19 protein-coding genes and 1 other annotated feature are annotated in these 19,278 nt (G+C 40.0%); of the genes, 1 reads left to right on the top strand and 18 read right to left on the bottom strand.

All coding sequences use genetic code 11. The features are described 5' to 3' along the window. Positions 1-508: 508 nt before the first annotated feature. The 4 genes from SPPN_RS05225 to SPPN_RS05210 are packed head-to-tail and all read right to left on the bottom strand — an operon-like array spanning position 509 to position 4,481. A complete protein-coding gene (locus tag SPPN_RS05225) occupies positions 509-1,369 on the bottom strand; it encodes a methionyl aminopeptidase (RefSeq protein WP_000631540.1) in 861 nt (286 codons plus the stop codon). A 15-nt stretch (positions 1,370-1,384) separates the two neighbouring features. Beyond that, positions 1,385-2,662 carry a CBS-HotDog domain-containing transcription factor SpxR gene (gene spxR / locus SPPN_RS05220; protein WP_000033818.1) on the bottom strand — a complete coding sequence of 426 codons (1,278 nt, stop codon included), beginning with the start codon at positions 2,660-2,662 and terminating at the stop codon, positions 1,385-1,387. Further along, complete coding sequence (locus SPPN_RS05215) at positions 2,655-3,206, bottom strand: GNAT family N-acetyltransferase (protein ID WP_001028719.1); 552 nt, start codon at positions 3,204-3,206, stop codon at positions 2,655-2,657. The genes spxR and SPPN_RS05215 overlap by 8 nt, the downstream gene beginning before the upstream one ends. Positions 3,207-3,221: 15 nt before the next feature. Beyond that, positions 3,222-4,481, bottom strand: a complete 1,260-nt coding sequence (locus SPPN_RS05210; RefSeq protein ID WP_001227095.1) for a UDP-N-acetylglucosamine 1-carboxyvinyltransferase — start codon at positions 4,479-4,481, stop codon at positions 3,222-3,224. Between the two features lie 134 nt (positions 4,482-4,615). Between SPPN_RS05210 and SPPN_RS13295 the strand changes: the two genes are divergently transcribed. Further along, on the top strand, positions 4,616-4,786 hold the full coding sequence (locus tag SPPN_RS13295; RefSeq protein ID WP_000849970.1) for a hypothetical protein: 171 nt from the start codon (positions 4,616-4,618) through the stop codon (positions 4,784-4,786). A gap of 802 nt (positions 4,787-5,588) precedes the next feature. On the opposite strand, the gene SPPN_RS13400 is transcribed toward SPPN_RS13295, so the two are convergent. From SPPN_RS13400 to ppc, 14 genes are all read right to left on the bottom strand, one after another. Then, positions 5,589-5,747, bottom strand: coding sequence for a hypothetical protein (locus tag SPPN_RS13400; protein ID WP_007284777.1), 159 nt, complete (start codon positions 5,745-5,747; stop codon positions 5,589-5,591). Positions 5,748-5,756: 9 nt separating this feature from the next. Next, the gene (gene obgE / locus SPPN_RS05195) at positions 5,757-7,067 is read right to left on the bottom strand and encodes a GTPase ObgE (RefSeq protein WP_000061642.1); all 1,311 of its coding nucleotides are present in this window, start codon (positions 7,065-7,067) and stop codon (positions 5,757-5,759) included. A 63-nt stretch (positions 7,068-7,130) separates the two neighbouring features. After that, positions 7,131-7,265, bottom strand: coding sequence for a DUF4044 domain-containing protein (locus SPPN_RS05190; RefSeq protein WP_000863852.1), 135 nt, complete (start codon positions 7,263-7,265; stop codon positions 7,131-7,133). 58 nt (positions 7,266-7,323) lie between these two features. Further along, complete coding sequence (locus SPPN_RS05185) at positions 7,324-7,515, bottom strand: PspC domain-containing protein (protein WP_000744434.1); 192 nt, start codon at positions 7,513-7,515, stop codon at positions 7,324-7,326. Between the two features lie 14 nt (positions 7,516-7,529). Further along, a complete protein-coding gene (locus SPPN_RS05180) occupies positions 7,530-8,855 on the bottom strand; it encodes a glycosyltransferase family 4 protein (protein WP_001219422.1) in 1,326 nt (441 codons plus the stop codon). Positions 8,856-8,870: 15 nt separating this feature from the next. Beyond that, entirely contained in the window at positions 8,871-9,914 is a 1,044-nt protein-coding gene (gene cpoA, locus SPPN_RS05175; protein ID WP_014017252.1) for an alpha-galactosylglucosyldiacylglycerol synthase, read from the bottom strand. Positions 9,915-10,028: 114 nt separating this feature from the next. Further along, complete coding sequence (locus tag SPPN_RS05170; protein WP_000331921.1) at positions 10,029-10,358, bottom strand: metal-sulfur cluster assembly factor; 330 nt, start codon at positions 10,356-10,358, stop codon at positions 10,029-10,031. Between the two features lie 13 nt (positions 10,359-10,371). Next, positions 10,372-11,481, bottom strand: coding sequence for an RNA polymerase sigma factor RpoD (gene rpoD / locus SPPN_RS05165; protein ID WP_000201908.1), 1,110 nt, complete (start codon positions 11,479-11,481; stop codon positions 10,372-10,374). Between the two features lie 2 nt (positions 11,482-11,483). Then, complete coding sequence (gene dnaG / locus SPPN_RS05160) at positions 11,484-13,244, bottom strand: DNA primase (protein ID WP_000227870.1); 1,761 nt, start codon at positions 13,242-13,244, stop codon at positions 11,484-11,486. An 89-nt stretch (positions 13,245-13,333) separates the two neighbouring features. Next, the gene (locus tag SPPN_RS05155; protein WP_000125403.1) at positions 13,334-14,092 is read right to left on the bottom strand and encodes an ABC transporter ATP-binding protein; all 759 of its coding nucleotides are present in this window, start codon (positions 14,090-14,092) and stop codon (positions 13,334-13,336) included. Continuing rightward, complete coding sequence (locus SPPN_RS05150) at positions 14,089-14,955, bottom strand: ABC transporter permease (RefSeq protein WP_000637229.1); 867 nt, start codon at positions 14,953-14,955, stop codon at positions 14,089-14,091. Before SPPN_RS05150 ends, SPPN_RS05155 begins: the two co-directional genes overlap by 4 nt. A gap of 68 nt (positions 14,956-15,023) precedes the next feature. Continuing rightward, positions 15,024-16,028 (bottom strand): tryptophan ABC transporter substrate-binding protein, encoded by a 1,005-nt coding sequence (gene trpX, locus SPPN_RS05145; RefSeq protein WP_000792152.1) that lies wholly within the window; start codon positions 16,026-16,028, stop codon positions 15,024-15,026. A gap of 41 nt (positions 16,029-16,069) precedes the next feature. After that, positions 16,070-16,216, bottom strand: a complete 147-nt coding sequence (locus SPPN_RS13910) for a hypothetical protein (RefSeq protein ID WP_000695828.1) — start codon at positions 16,214-16,216, stop codon at positions 16,070-16,072. A gap of 76 nt (positions 16,217-16,292) precedes the next feature. Beyond that, positions 16,293-16,510: a binding site (T-box leader), on the bottom strand. A gap of 69 nt (positions 16,511-16,579) precedes the next feature. After that, positions 16,580-19,276: a phosphoenolpyruvate carboxylase gene (gene ppc / locus SPPN_RS05135; RefSeq protein WP_000058211.1), complete on the bottom strand. Its 2,697-nt coding sequence runs from the start codon at positions 19,274-19,276 to the stop codon at positions 16,580-16,582. Between the last annotated feature and the right edge of the window lie 2 nt (positions 19,277-19,278).

The raw sequence follows: 19,278 nt of genomic DNA, 5'->3' as shown, positions 1-19,278 counted from the left end.
CTTACTCTTGAAGTCAATATTTCTATTATATCAGAAATCAGGGAAAATAGAAACTTTACGGGGAGTAGCAAAATATAGCGGATTGAAACTAGAATACTACACTGTAGGTTTCTAAAACACTCGACTTTTTCACTTAATTTTTTCATGAACTAGCTCAATACATCAATATAAAAAAAGGTAAATTTAAGATTGGCAATACGAACGTTAAACAGAATTCCATTTCTCTTTTTAAAACCAAAACAACGATATCGTAAAACCTCTACAGGAACGATAGATTGCGACACTAAAATATTCTCCCCTAGTTTTGCTTTACTAATAGTATATAGGAGGAGAGCCCTGAATCCTAGACCCTCTGTTATGATGTGGTTACAAACAGAGTTGGAAAAAATCTTAAAGTCAGAAAAACGCATGATATCAGCCCCTAACACTTGATACAATGCGTTTTATTATGAAAAGATCTACTGGATTTTTTATCAAAATAAACTTCCAGTAGTCTTTTCAATTTTTATTAATAAGTTCCTTCTTCACCTTGGCTAGTCAAGATAACAGGTCCATCTTTCGTAATGACAAATTGGTGTTCATACTGACATGACAATCCACCGTCAATGGTCTTATGCGCCCAACCGGTTTTCATATCTGTATCGATTTCCCAGTCACCTGTATTAATCATTGGTTCAATAGTCAAGACCATTCCTTCACGGAGACGAAGTCCACGACCAGCAATACCATAGTTAGGAACCATTGGTTCTTCGTGCATGGTTGGGCCAACACCATGACCAACCAAATCACGCACTACACCGTAACCACGACTTTCAGCGTATTCTTGAATGGCTGCACCAATATCACCAATACGGTTCCCAATAACAGCTTGCTCAATCCCCTTATACATTGCTTCTTTAGTTACATCCATCAAGTTTTTCACTTCTTCGGACGGTGTACCTACAGCATAAGCCCAACAAGAGTCTGCTAAACCACCAGAATAGCTCTGAGTGTATTTCTTCATTTGCTCAACATTGTTGAAGTTTAATTTTGAGACATTCAAATCAGACTTAGCAATTGGACCTCCCAAAACCATGTCAACCTTGAGCAAATCACCATCTTTCAAGATATAGTGACGAGGGAAAGCATGAGCTACTTCATCATTAAGAGAGCAACAGGTAGCATAAGGATAGTCCATCATGGCACCGTCAACTCCAATCTGAAGCGGAAGGAAATTTTCTTCCTTACAACGACGGCGAACGTATTCTTCAACTTCCCACATATCTACGCCAGGCTTAATCAAATCACGCAAGCCAATATGGATACTTGCTAAAAAATCACCGGCCTTATCCATAGCTTCGATTTCACGAGCTGATTTTAATGTTATCATTTTTTCTCCTAGTTTCTAATTAATTTTAACGGTTACATTTGCTTTTGAAACAATCTGATGACCATGATAAATATCGTAATCAATAATAGCTGACCGTCTAGTATGGTGGATAATGCGTGCTTGAATGCGCAGTGTATCATCTATCTGAACAGCCTGCAAAAAGTAGATGAGCATCTGCTCGATAATGAGATTGCGACCACTATTCACAACTAAATCTTGGGTCATGTGAGTCAGTATCTCCGCTAATACACCATTAGCCAAAACACCGTTTTTCTCAAGCATAAAGGGTTCCACTGTAATGACGACTTCATCATGGTGATAAGCGAGTTTTTGACCAATCTGCTCAGAAAAAGTTGGTAGAGCAGAAACTTGGGAACGACTCATCTTCTCCATGACATCTCGTCGTGTCACAACTCCAAGCAAGGTTTGATTATTCCGAACAACCGGTACCATTTCAAAGTCTTCAGCAATCATCCGTTGACTCACATTGGCAATATTTGTCGATAATCCAACTAAAAATAAACTACGAGACATGACCTTGTCAATTGTGGTACTTGGTGACTTATCACCAGCATCTCTCATGGTTACAATGCCAACAACAACCTGATGTTGATTGATAACAGGAAAACGACTGCTACGATTCTTGCGTACCAAGTACAAATAATCTTTAACGGTGTCTGTCTCTCTCAGAAAACCATACTCATGACTTGGACGATAAAGCTTCTCAACTGTCAAAATATCAGTCTTGATTTGGACATTTGACAAGGCTTTATTAATCATAGTCGCAACAGTGAAAGTGTCATGCTTGCTTCTTAGAACAGGAATCCCTTTTTGATTTGCCAGTTTAAGCACATCATCATGAACATGAAAACCACCTGTAACCAAAACGGCATTTTCATTTTCCAGCGCTAGTAATTGGATACGGGTCCGGTCTCCGACAATCAAGAGTCCCCCATCATGAAGGTAGGATAGGATGTTTTGTTCAGTCATGGCACCGATAGAGAACTTACTAAATTCTCTCTCTAAACCTTCTTTCCCAGCCAGAACCTCAGAAGAAGTCACCTCTGCAATTTCAGCAAACGCTAATCTCTCTATAGCAACTTTCTGGGATTTAACACGAATTGTTCCACTTCTAGGACGGGTCTCCACAATTCCACGGTTTTCAGCTTCTTTAATAGCCCGATAGGCTGTTCCATCACTAACTCCTAGATGATTGGAAATACTACGAACACTGACTCTTTTACCTACTGGTAATTCCTCCAAATAGCTTAGAATTTCCTGATGCTTACTCATTGAACTCTCCTTTTACATACCGAAATTCAAGATAATCCCGCATTTTTCTTGTGTAACGATCACTTCCTTTAAACTGACGAATCAATCGAAATCCAGACTTAAGGGCAACCCGTTGACTTGCTTCATTTTCGAGATGGGTAATAATAGATAATTGTTTTAAATCAAATTCTTCAAAAGAAAGCTGACAAATTTTTCTAACAACCTCTGTCATAAATCCTTGCGACCAAGCATCTTTTCTCAAAAAATAGCCAAGCTCAGCTTCTTTTTTGATTTCATCTAACTTCTCAAATTTAATAGAACCAATCATTTGTTGATTTTTCTGGTCACAAATTGCCCACACTCCCAAAGGGGACTTCATAAAGTAATTGGCAAGTGCATACTGACTTTCTTCCAGACTTGCCTGCGTTGGGAAAATAAATTGAAGATTTTCTGGATTTGAAGCTACCTCGTGGAAGTCCTGATTATCACTAAAAAAGAAAGGACGCAAATACAAGCGATCCGTTTCAAAAAAAGAAAACATTGCTAATTTGGTCCAAATATTCATAAACACCTCTACGGTTTAATACTCAACAAGTCTAATATCCGCTCCTAGATTACGTAATTTTTCGATAATATCAGAATAACCACGTAAGATAAACTCGACATTGATAATTTCAGTTTGTCCCTCGGCCATCAAACCAGCAATAACTAAAGCTGCACCTGCTCTCAGGTCAGTTGCTTTAACACTGGCTCCACGTAAACTACGTCCACCCGTGTACAAAATATGACCATTTGTTGTCGAAATGTTCGCATCCATCTTTACTAGTTCAAAAACATGATTTACACGTTTTTCGTAAATCGTATCGACAATTGTACCACGACCATTCGCTCTTAGTAAAAGTGGGGTAATCGGTTGTTGCAAATCAGTTGCAAAGCTTGGGTAAGGAGCCGTCTTAATATTGATTGCTTTCAAATTAGACTGTTCCTCGACAAAAATGCTGTCTTCAGATACAGTCATTCTCACTCCCATTTCTTCCAACTTAGCAATAAATCCTTCTAGGTGTTCGTAAAGAACATTATTGATACGAATTCCTTTACCAACTGCAGCAGCTAAGGAAATATATGTTCCAGCTTCAATGCGGTCTGGAATCACCTGATGACGGGTCCCATGTAATCTTTCGACACCATCAATAATGATGATATTGGTTCCTGCCCCACGGATATGGGCACCCATATTATTCAAGAGGGTAGCTACATCAATAATTTCAGGTTCACGGGCTGCATTTTCAATAATAGTACGACCATTTGCTTTAACCGCAGCAATCATCGTATTAATCGTTGCTCCTACACTAATCGTATCCATGTAAATACTTGTACCATGAAGTCCTGTATCTTTAGCAGATAACTTCATGTTATCTCCCTCGTAGCTAACAGTGGCACCCATAGCTTCAAAAGCCTTAAGGTGTAGGTCAATCGGACGAGGACCAAGGTCACATCCTCCAGGCAAGCCAACTGTGGCTTCACCAAAGCGACCTAAAAGACTTCCATAAAAATAATAAGATGCACGAAGACTATTGATTTTCCCATAAGGCATTGGAATATTTTGAACACCTCTTGGATCAATCTCCAAGACATCGTCATAACGCTTAACAGTAGCTCCCATCAATTCCATAATTTCGACAAGACTGGCTACATCCGAAATATCTGGAACGCAATCCAAAGTCACCACATCATCAGCCAAGATAATAGCCGGAATTAAGGCCACAACACTATTTTTAGCACCACTAATAGTGATTTCACCTTGTAGTGGTAATCCACCATTGATAACAATTTTTCTCATTCTAAGTTTTCAATACTCTCTCAAGATTTCTAATAAGGTCTTTAAAATAAATTATATCATAAATGCAACCTTTTTTCCATCCTTTTCAATTTTATTGGATAAATCAGAGTTGATGAGTTAGTCACTGATACTCAATGAAAACCAAAGAGCAGATTAGGAAGCTAGCCGCAGGCTGCTCAAAACACTGTTTTGAGGTTGTAGATAAGACTGACGAAGGCAGCTCAAAACACTGTTTTGAGGTTGCAGATAGAACTGACGAAGTCAGTAACATATATATACGGCAAGGCGACGCTGACGTGGTTTGAAGAGATTTTGAGTATAATCTTTCTCGAAGCGCTATTACCCCTTTTTTGTCCCCTGAAATCGAGTAGGAGCTAAGACTAGCTCCCTTATCTAAGTATCGGAATACGGCTGTTCAACTAAACTTTAGAAAGAACTTCTCCCCCTTCTCTCAGTTCACAGAAGCGTTTTATACATACCGTCCTATATTTCATGAACAAGACGTTTTCAGGCTAGCATCCTATCAGACAATCTATTTTAAAGATAACCGTGACTCAGGATCACTTCTATCTGTCGTTTTCTCTTTATAGTGATAGACCTCACGGGATAAGTCGTACATCTATCCTCGTTTATACAAGATATGAGGACGTTAAAAGGTTACAGTGAAAATAGGAAATCTTAGTACGAATTCAATTACTCTCGTGCTTTATGTACTACCTTTTTGGAATTTAGAGTTCTGAGCCCCCTTATCCACTATATACACCTTACTATCACGTTCCTGTTCGTAGAGCCACGATTTCGCTATCCCTTCCTCTGACGATTCTTATTTCCAGCGACAGACTTAAAACGGTCTATCCCCAGACCGTTTTAACCCGCTACCTCACGATAGTCAGGCTTGGGAATCGCTATTTGACTCGCCGAGAACTTTGACATCAGATATACTATAACAAAGTGAAATAAGAATCAAACAATTTAATTTTAAAATTCAAATCAATTGATAACAATATTTTAGAAGATATCCTGTGCTATTCCAGATTCAGTTTGCTATACATGCCCGTTGTACCACAAAATCCCGTGTCTGATGAGGCACGGGATTTTTTAGCTTCTTTACTGAGATGGATTGTCTTTTTTAGTTCGTGCCAATCTCAGAGCACGATTTGGATTGAGACGATTAAATAGTTCTTCCAATTTCTTTTCATTCCAAACATCTGCGGCGGAAACAAAATTGCCATCCGCATCTCGGAAAGATATCGGTTTATCTCCCATACTAGTCTCCTAGTCTACAAATTCAAATTCAAATTTACCAATGCGGACCAAATCCCCATCCTTAGCACCACGCGCACGAAGGGCTTCATCAACCCCCATACCACGTAATTGACGGGCAAATTTCATGACTGATTCGTCACGATCAAAGTTGGTCATATTAAAGAGTTTCATCAGTTTTTCACCGGAAAGTACCCATGTCGCATCGTCATCACGGCTAATTTCAAAGGCTTTCTCTTCCTCGTCAAATCCATAGTAAGCTTCTTCTTCCATATCGGACTCGTCGTAAAGCAAGAATTCTGGTGTCTTGTCTAACAATTCAGCTGTAGCATCCAAAAGTGTAGCCAAACCTTGCTTGGTCAAACCAGATATTGGGAAAATAGCTGGTAGCTCTTCAAATTCATCGTAATTTTCAGCTAATTTCTTCTTGAATTCTTCAAGATTTTCCTGACTCTCAGGCATATCCATCTTATTAGCTACAATAATCTGTGGACGCTCCATGAGACGAAGATTATATGACTCCAACTCCTTGTTAATGGCCAGATAATCCTCATAAGGATCACGACCTTCGCTAGCTGACATATCAATGATGTGAAGGATGACACGTGTACGCTCAATATGACGGAGGAACTGGGTTCCCAAACCAACACCTTGACTAGCCCCTTCAATCAAACCTGGCAAATCGGCTACTGCAAAGGATTCACCTGATTGGGTGCGAACCATACCTAGATTTGGCACAATGGTCGTAAAGTGGTAGGCACCAATTTTAGGTTTAGCTGAGGTAATAACACTGAGCAGTGTTGATTTCCCAACAGATGGAAAACCTACTAAACCGACATCTGCCAAGATTTTTAGTTCCAATTGTAACTCACGTTCCTGACCTGGTTCTCCATTTTCAGAGATTTCCGGTGCAGGATTTTTTGGTGTTGCGAAACGAATATTTCCACGACCACCACGACCACCGTGGGCAACGATAAATTCTTGACCATGTTCAATCAAATCTGTCAAGACCTTGCCAGTCTCTGCATCACGAACAGTCGTACCTTGTGGTACTCGAACTCTAAGGTCCTCAGCACCACGACCATGCATCCCTTTGGTCATTCCTTTCTCACCAGAATCAGCCTTGAAATGGCGATTGTAGCGGAAATCCATGAGGGTACGTAGACCTTCATCTACAACGAAGACGACATTGCCTCCACGACCACCGTCACCACCCCAAGGACCCCCATTAGGGACATATTTTTCACGGCGAAAGGCAACCATGCCATCACCACCATTACCAGCCTTGACCTTGATCTTGGCTGTATCTAAAAACATACTCATTTTTTCTTCTCACTTTAAAAAAGGGCTGGGAAATCCCAGTCACAAAATTTTCTTGAATCTATTTTATAGATTACTGAGGGCACCAATTGCAGTTGCAAAAATACCCAAAATACTTGCTACTAACATGATAAGTACGATAAGCAAGGTTAATTTCTCAAACATCGTTTTTTTACGTTTTCCATTATCTCCAAATGCCATTTTTATCTCCTTCGTTACATTCTATTTTCTATTATCTTAGCATGAATTGAGCTAGTTTTCAATAGTCACTTGCTACTGGCGCAATAATCCATAAAATGATATAAGCTACAATTCCTGCCCCATAACAAAATGCAAGAACACCCCATATTACACGAACAATAGTCGGATCAATATCAAAATAATTTGCGACCCCAGCACATACTCCAGCAATTTTTTGATCACTACCACTTCTCATCAATTGTTTTTTCATAGCTATTCCTCTTTCTATTCTTCATGGTCTTTCCAATAATCTCTGATGCTGATTAACTGTGTTTTTGAAGCCCTCAGCATTCGTCTAGAGCCTTTTACGGGCACAGCAACCACCTGTTGCGGTAAATACAAAACTGTCTTAAAGATACGCTGGCTGACCGTATCATCTTTTGCTAAATCTTTCTGGAAGTTATTTGAAATAATGGCATCCAGATAAAACTCATGCACTCGTTTTCCAAAGTTCTCAGCTGAAATCTCGTACAATTTCTCTGATAAGGTATGCTCATCCATATCTGGAGTTGCAATCAGGGCTTCCAAAATAGCTCCGGCCAAATCATGTTCCCCATAGTACAAGGTTCCAAACATTTTATCACTGATCAGATTATCCAGATAAGGATTTCCATGAGCAATGACAGGCGTTCCACTAGCTAAGCTTTCCAAGTAGGTCAAGCCTTGGGTTTCACTTGTCGATGCCGAGATGAAGAAATCCGCCGCCTTATAGTAAAGAGCTGTCTCACTAGGAGCAATCATCCCTGTAAAGACAACAGAGTCTTGAATCTCTAGTTTCTGGGCTTGCTCTTTGAGGTCATCCAGATAAGGACCATCCCCAGCTACCACCAGTTTAACCTTGTCTTCCTCTTTCAGAACTTCTGCAAAGGCTGCTAATACTGCTTGAATATTTTTTTCATAGGAAATTCTGGAAAGACTCAGCAACATCTTTTCATCATCTTGAATCTCTAGTTTACTACGCAGTTCTTTCAAATTTTCTTGCTTGATTTCTGGACGCTCAAACTTGGCTAATTCAATCCCTGTAGGAATAACACGTTTTTCAACCTTGACTTTATAGTCAGATAGCAAGTCTCGGACAATCTCACTCGGGCAAATGACTCCATCCACATCATGCAGAAAACCTCTAACCAGATACTTGACCATACTAGGACGAATCAACATACCCTTAGCAATATAATGTACATAGTCTTCGTATTGGGTGTGATAGGTATGGATGACTGGAATCTTCAATTCACGCGCAATCCAAATCCCCAACAAGCCAAGAGAAAATTCTGTCTGAGTGTGGATAATATCCAGTTGATATTGTTTAGCAATTTCAAGCGCCTTGCTAAAACCTCGGTAGGCAAAGCGGCGATCCTTAAAAGCAAAGAAGGGAACACTTGGAATGCGGATAATTTGCCAATCTTCATAACGATTGACATCCTTATCTGTTGTCGTAAAGATAAAAACAGCATGTCCCTGCTTTTCAAGTTCTGTTTTCAAGGTTCGAATACTGGTCGCAACACCTGAAACCTGAGGAAAATAGGTATCTGTAAATAAACCAATTCGCATAGATTACCTCACTTTTTACTTTCTCCCTAAAGCGGCTTGTTTTTCATAAAAGTCCAACCAGATTTGTAACAGATGCTCTTCTGAATACTCTCTAGAAATATTCTTAGCTTTTTCTTTGAGATCTTTTAAGGCAACAGGATTTGCTTGATATTCTAAAATAGCCTCTTTCATCTCTTCTCTATCTGCTGTCGCCCGATAATTTCCCTCCAAAATCACCTTATAGAGATCTAAATCACGCAACATAATAGGAGCTTCGCAACTGGCAGCCTCTAAAATAGTCATGGGGAAAAGTTCATTGTAACTGGGCAACAAGAAAAGATTCGCTAGGGCATACAATTCGCGCATCCGCTCTGGTGACACGATACCTGGAAACATCAAATTTTCAGGTGGATTGTCCATCATTTTCTTATAGCGTTCATAACCATCTGTCATACCACCAAAAGAGAAACCACCGGCCCATATAAAGGTAATCTGAGGCAATTCCTCAGCCAGACGGATAAAGTCATCAATCCCTTTACGTTTTTGAACTTGACCAGCACCTACTACGATAAACTGATTTTCACTAAGACCTAGCTCTGTTCGCAGTCTCACTACCTCTTCTTGTGGTAGAGGATGCCATTTTTCCTTGTTTACAAAGTTAGGAATATAAGTCACTTTTTCACGTGGAATACCCGCTGCCACCAAATCCTCAATAAACATCGGATTGACCACAACCAAGTGCTCCATCCGATTGTAAAAAGAAAATACATAGCGTTTAACAATTCCCTTTAAGAAAAATGGAATTTTCAAACTCCCCTCAAGTGTATCAGGTAAGAAATGCACATAGCCAATTTTCCTTCCTGAGCGTTTCTTTTGGAAGGTTGATAAATAATAGGGGAAATCAATTGTATGAAAGTGAGTCACATCTGTCTCTATTGGAAGATTTTCTGTAACAAGCAATTGGTCCTTGGCATCACGGTGAAGAAGACGAACTAATTCACGGTAGGCACCTGAAACTCCTTGTCCTGCTACTTTCTCACTTGAACTCAACATATTGATGCGTAATTTCTTTTTTTCCATAACTACCATTATATCATTTTCTTTGAATAAAATCAGCAAAAGAAAGGAGAGACTAGAGGAAAAGAAGGGAAATTTCCTCGCTTTTCCAATAATCTCTCACATGCTATTATATGTTTACTTAATGCCTAGGGCAATGCGGGCATAGCGACTCATTTTTTCAACTGTCCAGGCTGGATACCAAACCAATTTAACCTCAGTATCCGTTACTTCTGGAACCTCTGTCATGGCATCATAAATCTGGTCTGTCAAAAGGTCTGCTAGGGGACAACCCATAGTTGTCAACGTCATATCAATCTCTGTTTGCCCTGTGTCACCGTCAAAACGAATCTCGTAGATCAAACCAAGATTGACAATATCGATTCCCAACTCAGGGTCGATGACTTCTTCCAAGGCTGTTAAAATTCGTGTTTTGATGTTATCAATTTGCTCTTCTGTATAAGCCATATTTTCCTCACTCCTAGTCTTCAATAAAATCACGAAGCGGTTTGCTGCGACTTGGTTGGCGTAGTTTTCTCAAAGCCTTTGCTTCAATCTGACGGATACGCTCACGGGTTACGTTAAAGACTTTACCCACATCTTCAAGGGTGCGCATTTTCCCATCATCTAGTCCGAAGCGTAGACGCAAGACGTTTTCTTCACGGTCTGTAAGAGTATCCAAGACCTCATCCAATTGCTCACGCAAAACGATACGAGTTGTGTAGTCCACTGGATTTTCAATCACTTCGTCTTCAATAAAGTCCCCAAGGTGGCTATCATCCTCTTCACCGATTGGTGTTTCAAGCGATACTGGCTCTTGGGCAATCTTCAAGATTTCACGTACCTTGTCAGGAGTCATATCCATACGTTCAGCGATTTGTTCTGGCGTTGGATCTTGTCCCAATTCTTGAAGGAGATTACGTTGTTCACGAACCAATTTATTAATAGTTTCAACCATGTGGACTGGGATACGGATGGTACGAGCTTGATCCGCAATAGCACGAGTGATGGCCTGACGAATCCACCAAGTTGCGTAAGTTGAGAATTTGAATCCTTTAGAATAGTCAAACTTGTCAACTGCCTTCATCAAGCCCATGTTCCCTTCTTGAATCAAGTCAAGGAACTGCATACCACGGCCGACATAACGCTTGGCAATGGAAACAACCAAACGAAGGTTGGCTTCCGCAAGACGTTGTTTGGCTTCGATATCACCAGCTTCAACAGCTAGTGCCAATTCTTTTTCCTCTTCATTGGTCAAGAGAGGAACGACACCAATTTCTTTCAAGTACATACGGACAGGGTCGTTAACCTTAGCCGAAGTTGAACCAATCAAGTCCTCGTCGCTGAGTTCTGGCTCTTCTTCTGCACTAAGAACACGCGCACTTGGATTTCCTTCGTTATCTGTGATAGAAATCCCTGCATCCTGAATTCGTTGCAAAAGGTCTTCAACCCCATCAGCATCCAAGGTAAAAGGAACAACTAGACTAGCATTGATTTCATCGTCTGTTGCTGTCCCTTTTTGTTTATGATTACGGATAAATTCTGCTACTTGTACGTCAAATGTTGTTACTTCTTTTTGTTTTGTTGCCATTATTACTCCATTCTTCTCTTTTGGGAAATTAAACGTTCCAATTCTTCTAGGGCTGTGTCCGTATCTCCTACATGGCTAGCTTCCTGCACCTTCTTTTTGATTCTCATATTGTCCTGATTCAAGAGAGCCTTGTTTCGAGTCATTTCTACTTCACTAAGCTCCTGCGGTGACATCTCGGCAGGTAAATCCTGAGCTAAGACTTGGTACCAAGCTCTTTCAACTTCCTCTGTCTGTTCTGCTAAAACTTCTGGAGGAAGATTCCCATACTGGCCAAGCAAGTCATATAAAACCTGAAATTCAGGTGTGTCAAATGCAAAGTCTTCTCGCAAACGGTAATCGTTCAAAACAAGAGGAGATTCCATCATTCGATAAAGTAGATGGGCTTCTGCCCTCATAATAGCCGATAACTGCTTGGTGACAGGCATGGTGATTGGCGTCGGTCTAGAAATTCCTTCCATGCGATTCTGCCTTTGTACCTGACGGCTCTCATTAACAATCTGCTCAATCTGGGCATAATCAAAGGACGCCAGACTGTCAGCTAAAATATGAATATAGCTGTTTTGAGCAGTGATAGACTTTTCTTGAACAATCAAGGGAGCTATTTTTTCAATAAACTCAATCTGGGCCTGCAGATTTTCACTGTTTTCAGGCTTGTACTGGTGAATGTAAAACTCAATCGGACTAATACGAGTTTTTGTTAATAGATAGGCCAAGTCTTCTGGTCCATTTTTTTGTAGATACTCATCTGGATCCAAGTTATCAGGCATGCTGACGATTTGAACAGGTATATCACCAATTTCGTCCAGCGCTTTCAAAGTCGCGGCTTGCCCAGCCTTATCGCCATCGTAAACAAGAACCAACTTCTTGGTTAACCTTTTCAGATGCTCAACATGCTCACGACTCAAGGCTGTTCCCATGGACGCAACAGCGTTTTCGATTCCAGCCCGATAGGCTGCGATGACATCCATGAACCCTTCCATGAGGTAAATCTCACTGGCTTTACCAGAAGATTTTTTTGCCCTATCCATATGATATAATTCGTAACTTTTGTTAAAAATTGCAGTCGAACGGCTATTTTTATACTTAGAAGTTTGTGAATCCGTTTTCTGCCAGATACGACCTGAAAAGGCAATGACCTTTCCCTGGTCATTTGTCAGGGGAAACATAATCCGATTGTGAAAGGTGTCTACAAATTGATTTGCATCTGAGAGGTAAAACAGTCCTGAATCTAGGAAATCCTCATCACGATACTGACCAGACAAACGTTGATAGAGATAGTTTCGTTCTGGAGGTGCTAAACCAATCCGAAAATGCTTGAGCACTTCATCTGTCAAACCACGCTGATAAAGATAGTTTCTGGCCTCCTCCCCCATAGTCGTTGTCATGAGAATAGCATGATAAAATTTAGCCGCATCTTCATGCATATCATAAAGAGCTTGGTGAGGCGAGGCTGGTTTCTGTTCACTATAAAGCGGTTTTTCCACCTCAATCCCAACACGCTGACCTAAAATCTGCACAGCCTCCATAAAGGGAACCCCTTGGTACTCCTCGATGAACTTAAAGACATCACCTGAGCGACCACAACCAAAACAGTGGTAAAACTGCTTGTCCTCTACAACGTTGAAAGAAGGTGTTTTTTCACCATGAAAAGGACAGAGCCCTAGATAGTTCCGTCCTGCCTTTTGTAAAGAAATCACATCTCCTATGACTTCCACAATGTTGGCATTGTTTTTGATTTCTTCAATGACTTGTTTGTCAACCATACACAATACCTCCATGTTATCATAGTTTACTTTATATAGTATACTTTATTTCAGAAAAAAAGTAAACCATTTCACTCGTTTTCCCTACTTTATTCAAAGAGTTGATAATAATCAGAGATTTTCATTTTTGCTTTTTCTTCTTGGTTCAAATCTTGGATAATTCGTCCTTCTTTCATGACAATTAATCGATTGCCATACTTAAGAGCATCTTCCATATGATGAGTAATCATAAGCGCTGTCAGCTGGTCATTCTTAACAAATTCATCTGTCAATTCCATCAAAGCAACACTAGTCTTTGGATCAAGGGCTGCAGTATGCTCGTCTAACAAGAGTAATTCAGGACGCTTCAAGGTTGCCATCAAGAGACTCAAAGCCTGTCTTTGCCCACCTGATAAGAACTCAATCGGTGTATTCAAGTGTTTCTCAAGACCATTTCCTACTTTTTCAATGGTCGCCTGAAATTCATCCTTATAAATAGTCAAGCGTCGTGGTAACAATCCACGCTTTTCACCACGAAACTTGGCAATCAAGAGATTCTCTGCCACTGTCATACGAGGAGCTGTCCCCATCTTTGGATCTTGGAAGACTCGAGATAGATACTTAGCCCGCTTTTCTGGTGAAAACTTGCTAACATCTTCACCCAAAATACGGATAGTTCCACTGGTTAGTGATAAGGTTCCTGCAATAGTGTTAAAGAGAGTTGATTTCCCAGCACCATTTCCACCTAAAATCGTGATGAAATCCTGTTCAAAAATTTCTAAGGAAACATCATTTAAAATAATCTTCTCTTCATCAAAGCCATTTTTAACGATTTTGGTTGCATTTTTTAATTCTACAATTGCTGTCATTTGCTTAACTTGGCTCCTTTCAAGATGGTTTGCTTAAATGTTGGAATCATGAGGCAGACTGCTAAAATCACGGCGCTGTACAAACGAAGGTAACTTGTATTAAAGCCAAGCGCAATAACCGCCCACACTAAGAATTGATAAGCGATAGAACCTACAACGATGGTAACCAGACGTTCTGCCAAACTCAAACTCTTGAAAATAACTTCTCCAATAATCAAACTTGCAAGCCCCACAACGATAACCCCGATCCCTCGAGATACATCAGCATACCCTTCTTGCTGGGCAATGAGAGCTCCTGCAAGGGCAATCACACCATTTGATAAGACCAAGCCCATGAGCTCCATGCGTCCAGTATGAATCCCGAAACTTCTAGCCATATCAGGATTGTCACCTGTAGCAATATAGGCTTGTCCGAGTTTGGTATCCAAGAAAAAGAGCATGAGAGCAATAACAAAACTGACAAAGATAAGACCTGTCAAGAGTTGGTTCAAATCTGAATCAAAAGGCAAAACATCCTGGATTTGCTTGGTTCCAAGTAAGCCTAAATTGGCACGTCCCATAATCAAGAGCATGATAGAGTGACAGGAAGTCATCACCAAAATCCCTGAGAGCAAAGTTGGGATCTTCCCTTTTGTATAAAGAAGTCCTGCTGCCATACCAGCCAAACAACCTGCTCCTACAGCAAGCAGTGTCGCTAAAAAAGGGTTCACGCCTTTGGTTATCAGAGTGACAGCAACAGCTCCCCCAAGAGGGAAGGAACCTTCTGTTGTCATATCTGGAAAGTTCAAAATCCTAAATGTCATAAAGATTCCCAGACCTAGAATAGCCCAGACAAATCCTTGAGAAATAATGGAAACAATCATATTTTATTTAATCCTTTCTATATTCATCTTTTTAAAAAATGGGAAGAGTCTCCTCCTCCCTACCTTATTTATTCGATGACTTGTCCTGCTTCTTTGAGAACAGACTCAGGAATCGTAATACCTAGTTCTTGAGCTATTTTTTTATTGATCACTGACTTACCAGTTGAAAAGACATTGACTGGGGTATCAGCTGGTTTTGCACCTTTCAGAACTTGCGCAATCATTTTTCCAGTTGCCACACCAAGGTCATGTTGGTCAACTACAACGGATGCCAAACCACCTACTTCTACCATAGCTGCCGCACTTGGATAAATTGGTTTCTTAGAACTTTGATTGCTAGAGACAACCGTTGGAAATCCTGATGCAATGGTGTTATCAATTGGAACCCAAATAGCATCTACCTTGCTAGTCATAACAGTGACAGTTGAGGCAATTTCATTTGTTGAAGGAACTGCAAATGTTTCCACTGTCAGACCTGCTTTTTCAGCATAAGCCTTAAATTCTTCGACCTGTGTTTTTGAATTGTCTTCGCTACTTGAGTAAAGAGCTCCGATTGTTTTCACATTCGGTGTCAGAGTCTTGATGAGTTCAACTTGTTGTTGAGCTGGATTGTGGTCAGATACCCCTGTAACGTTGCCACCTGGTCTTTTCAAATCTTTAACCAAGTTAGCACCAATTGGGTCTGTAATAGCAGCCATGATAACCGGTAGGTCTTTTGTGGCACTAGCCAAACCTTGAGCAGCTGGTGTTGCGATACCAACCACAAGATCATTCCCATTTGCAACCAATTGTTTACTCATTGTCGCAACCTTACTTTGGTCACCTTCTGAGTTCATAAAGTCGATTTTCAACTGGTCATCTTTATAACCTTCTTCTGCAAGTCCAGCTTGAATCCCTTTATAAATCAAGTCAAGGGATGGATGGCTCACAAATTGAAGCACACCAATCTTGGCTATTTTCTTCTCATCCTTATTATTCTGAGCTTCTGATTTATTCATTGAAGAATAAATCAAGCTTCCTGCTACTAAGACTGCTAATGCAGCGATAATTCCAATTAAACGTTTATTTTTCATTTTATTTCTCCTTTTTAATTCCTTTAAAATACTTCACTTATCTAATACTCTTCGAAAATCTCTTCAAACCACGTCAGCTTCACCTTGCCGTAGCTATGGTTACTGACTTCGTCAGTTCTATCCACAACCTCAAAGCAGTGCTTTGAGCAACCTGCGGCTAGCTTCCTAGTTTGTACTTTGATTTTCATTGAGTATAAACAAGCGACGCCATCGTTTTCTTTCCATACTAACCTCCATCAAAAAAGTCCTCACACAAAAAACTTGTGTGAGGACGTCGATGCGCGGTACCACCTCAATTATAGGGAATTTCCCTATCGCTCTGTCTCGCAATAACGAGATGCACTGTAAGGTGTGCTCACCGAATTTTTATGATTTCAAATTCTAAATAGCATTCAGCCCAATTTTCATCATCGCCACTTATCTGTTTTCAGCTACCACAGACTCTCTTGAAAGTTTGTACGATTACTTTTCTGAATGGTTAAATTATATCATTTTTAAACTACTTGTCAATAGTCTATTAGAATTTTTTTGATCTTCACTTTTGAAAATGATTAGCCTGAATTACGCAATCCTGTCGCAATTCCGTTGATGGTGATATGAATCAATCGTTCTTGATCACTGGACAATTCTCCACGACGTTGGCGTTTAATCAACTCTAACTGAATATAGTTGAGAATATTAAAGTAAGGCATACGGTAATCCAGACTCGCTTTTAGATATGGATTGTCAGCTAAGAGTTCGTCATGTCCTTCAATAGCCAAGATAACGTTCTTAGTAACTTGCCATTCATTTAAAATAGTCTCATAGATGACCTTAACTTGCTCATCTTCACAAAGTTTAGCATATTCAAAAGCAATATTCATATTTGATTTTGACAAAACCATATCAACATTTGAAAGAAGCGATTGGAAGAAAGGCCAATTTTGGTACATATCTCGTAAGATAGCAATATTCTCTGGATTTTTATCGATAAATTCCTTGAAACTTGAACCAACTCCGTACCATCCAGGGAACATAACACGACTCTGTGACCATGAGAATACCCAAGGGATGGCACGCAAACCACCGATTTCAGTAATCGTCTTACGAGCGGCTGGACGAGAACCAATATTAAAGCTTGAAATAGCCTTGATTGGACTTGACTCGAAGAAATAGTCATAGAAATGCTCATTACCAAAGACCAAATCACGGTAGATATCGTAACTACGGTCCACTACTTGATCCATAATGGCTTCATAACGATTTGAGGTATTGGTATCGCTCTTCTTCTGCGTAATCATACGGTTAATAGCTGCCGATACTAGCATTTCAAGGTTATAGTAGGCAGCATCTTTGTTACCGTATTTATTGCCAATTACTTCTCCTTGCTCCGTCAAGCGGATACGATCCTTGATAGACTTGAGCGGTTGAGAGGTGATAGCCTCATAGGTTGGCCCACCACCACGACCGACAGTCCCACCACGACCATGGAAGAAGGTAACCTTAACGCCAAATTCATCTCCAATAGCAGTCAATTGTTGTTGAGCCTTGTAAAGGGTCCAACATGATGATAAGTAACCGCCATCTTTATTACTATCAGAGTAACCAAGCATGATTTCTTGGTAGTTATTGCGTGAAGCAATCCATTTTTTGGCAAGGCTAAGAGAAAGATATTTTCTCATTGTTTCCTCTGAATGATCCAAGTCTTCAATTGTTTCAAAAAGGGGAACAATCTGAACACGCGCCCTTTCCGTATCCACCAATCCTACTTCTTTTAATAGAATAGCTAATTCTAGCATATCAGAAAGGCTGGTAGCATGTGAAATGATGGTCTGACGGATGACATCATCGCCCAACTTATCTTTCAAAACACGAGCCGTCTTAAAAATAGCTAGTTCTTTTGCTAATAATTCTGATTTTTCTGCGTGAGTCGCAGAAAGAATTCGGGGATCTTCTTCTAATTCTTTCAAGAGAAGGTCACACTTTTCTTCTTCACTCAACTCACTATAGCGAGAATGAATTCCTGCTGATTTCAAGAGTTCTGCCACACAGGCTTCATAGACGCTAGAGTCTTGTCGCATATCAATTGATGCTAGGTAAAAACCAAATATCTCTACTGCCTGCAATAATTCCACAAAATCACCTGAAATCAAGGACTCGCCCTTATTTTCTAGTAGAGAATCTCGAATGGCAATCAAATCCTTGTAGAAATCATTGGCGGTTTCATAGCGAGTCCCAACTTCCTTATCCTCAATCAGATAGGTTTTTGTTGCTTGGATTTTTGATTGAATATCAAACAAGGCACGACGGTAAAGCTCTTTTTCGCGGTAAATCGAGTTATCCTTGGATTGACGAGCCATTTCTCTGACTTGCTTGCTGACGTTGACAATGCTAGTTGAAAGAGAAAATTCACGATAAAGTTGGTAAATCTTTTCATCATAATAGTTCATGATGACTTCACACTGAGTAAGTGCAGACTGTTTCAAGGTCTCTGCTGTAACAAAGGGATTACCATCACGGTCTCCACCAATCCACATTCCCATGGTGATCGGTTTAGCCTGTTTTAAATTCAATCCATGCGCTTGCGCTAAGCGCTTATACTCCGTCGTCAAATGAGGTACAGCTTTCAAAAAGGAGCTGTTGTAATATTCCATAGCATTCGTGATTTCGTTAGTCACTTTTAATTTTTTCTCACGAATCATGTCTGTCTGCATGATAATTTCGATATAACGACGCAAATCATTGTGCCATTTTTCTTTATTGATCAACCCCAACTTAACATCACGGTATTTACGCAAAAGACTATGAATATGATTTGTTAAATCCAACATACTTTTGCGTTGCACTTGTGTTGGATGGGCTGTCAAAACAGGGACAACATTCAAGTGTTCAAGAATTTCAGCGGCATTTTCTTTTTCAGCAACCATTTTGATCGTTGTTGATAATTTACCTAAATAGTCCTGATCAATATTATTTTGATGATTGATTTCATAAGCTAAATCCACATCCTCTGAAATATTAATCAAAAGAGGTAAGATTGAAAAATAGCGTGAAATATAGACCATTTCATCATTTGATAAGCTAGTCACTAGACGGTTTAGACCTTGATAATCTTCCTGCGTTGATAATTCTTTCAACTGCATGATTTTTTCAAAGGTCTCTGGGGCAAGCATATTTTTAGTAATATCTTCCAGCAATTCTGTTAGAATCAATACTTCTTCTTGCACAACACTTTTATTACTATAATTTTCTAATTTTTGAAGAGACATAG

The organism is Streptococcus pseudopneumoniae IS7493, from assembly GCF_000221985.1.
In the GTDB taxonomy this organism is placed as follows: domain Bacteria; phylum Bacillota; class Bacilli; order Lactobacillales; family Streptococcaceae; genus Streptococcus; species Streptococcus pseudopneumoniae.
The sequence above is the reverse complement of the archived record's forward strand: the minus strand, read 5'-3'. Positions and strand labels throughout refer to the sequence as shown.

Bases quoted from the DNA above. Each gene is read 5' to 3' on its own strand.
- SPPN_RS05225 (WP_000631540.1), bottom strand. From the start codon at position 1,369: ATGATAACATTAAAATCAGCTCGTGAAATCGAAGCTATGGATAAGGCC.
- spxR (WP_000033818.1), bottom strand. From the start codon at position 2,662: ATGAGTAAGCATCAGGAAATTCTAAGCTATTTGGAGGAATTACCAGTA.
- SPPN_RS05215 (WP_001028719.1), bottom strand. From the start codon at position 3,206: ATGAATATTTGGACCAAATTAGCAATGTTTTCTTTTTTTGAAACGGAT.
- SPPN_RS05210 (WP_001227095.1), bottom strand. From the start codon at position 4,481: ATGAGAAAAATTGTTATCAATGGTGGATTACCACTACAAGGTGAAATC.
- SPPN_RS13295 (WP_000849970.1), top strand. From the start codon at position 4,616: ATGAAAACCAAAGAGCAGATTAGGAAGCTAGCCGCAGGCTGCTCAAAA.
- SPPN_RS13400 (WP_007284777.1), bottom strand. From the start codon at position 5,747: ATGGGAGATAAACCGATATCTTTCCGAGATGCGGATGGCAATTTTGTT.
- obgE (WP_000061642.1), bottom strand. From the start codon at position 7,067: ATGAGTATGTTTTTAGATACAGCCAAGATCAAGGTCAAGGCTGGTAAT.
- SPPN_RS05190 (WP_000863852.1), bottom strand. From the start codon at position 7,265: ATGGCATTTGGAGATAATGGAAAACGTAAAAAAACGATGTTTGAGAAA.
- SPPN_RS05185 (WP_000744434.1), bottom strand. From the start codon at position 7,515: ATGAAAAAACAATTGATGAGAAGTGGTAGTGATCAAAAAATTGCTGGA.
- SPPN_RS05180 (WP_001219422.1), bottom strand. From the start codon at position 8,855: ATGCGAATTGGTTTATTTACAGATACCTATTTTCCTCAGGTTTCAGGT.
- cpoA (WP_014017252.1), bottom strand. From the start codon at position 9,914: ATGGAAAAAAAGAAATTACGCATCAATATGTTGAGTTCAAGTGAGAAA.
- SPPN_RS05170 (WP_000331921.1), bottom strand. From the start codon at position 10,358: ATGGCTTATACAGAAGAGCAAATTGATAACATCAAAACACGAATTTTA.
- rpoD (WP_000201908.1), bottom strand. From the start codon at position 11,481: ATGGCAACAAAACAAAAAGAAGTAACAACATTTGACGTACAAGTAGCA.
- dnaG (WP_000227870.1), bottom strand. From the start codon at position 13,244: ATGGTTGACAAACAAGTCATTGAAGAAATCAAAAACAATGCCAACATT.
- SPPN_RS05155 (WP_000125403.1), bottom strand. From the start codon at position 14,092: ATGACAGCAATTGTAGAATTAAAAAATGCAACCAAAATCGTTAAAAAT.
- SPPN_RS05150 (WP_000637229.1), bottom strand. From the start codon at position 14,955: ATGATTGTTTCCATTATTTCTCAAGGATTTGTCTGGGCTATTCTAGGT.
- trpX (WP_000792152.1), bottom strand. From the start codon at position 16,028: ATGAAAAATAAACGTTTAATTGGAATTATCGCTGCATTAGCAGTCTTA.
- SPPN_RS13910 (WP_000695828.1), bottom strand. From the start codon at position 16,216: ATGAAAATCAAAGTACAAACTAGGAAGCTAGCCGCAGGTTGCTCAAAG.
- ppc (WP_000058211.1), bottom strand. From the start codon at position 19,276: ATGTCTCTTCAAAAATTAGAAAATTATAGTAATAAAAGTGTTGTGCAA.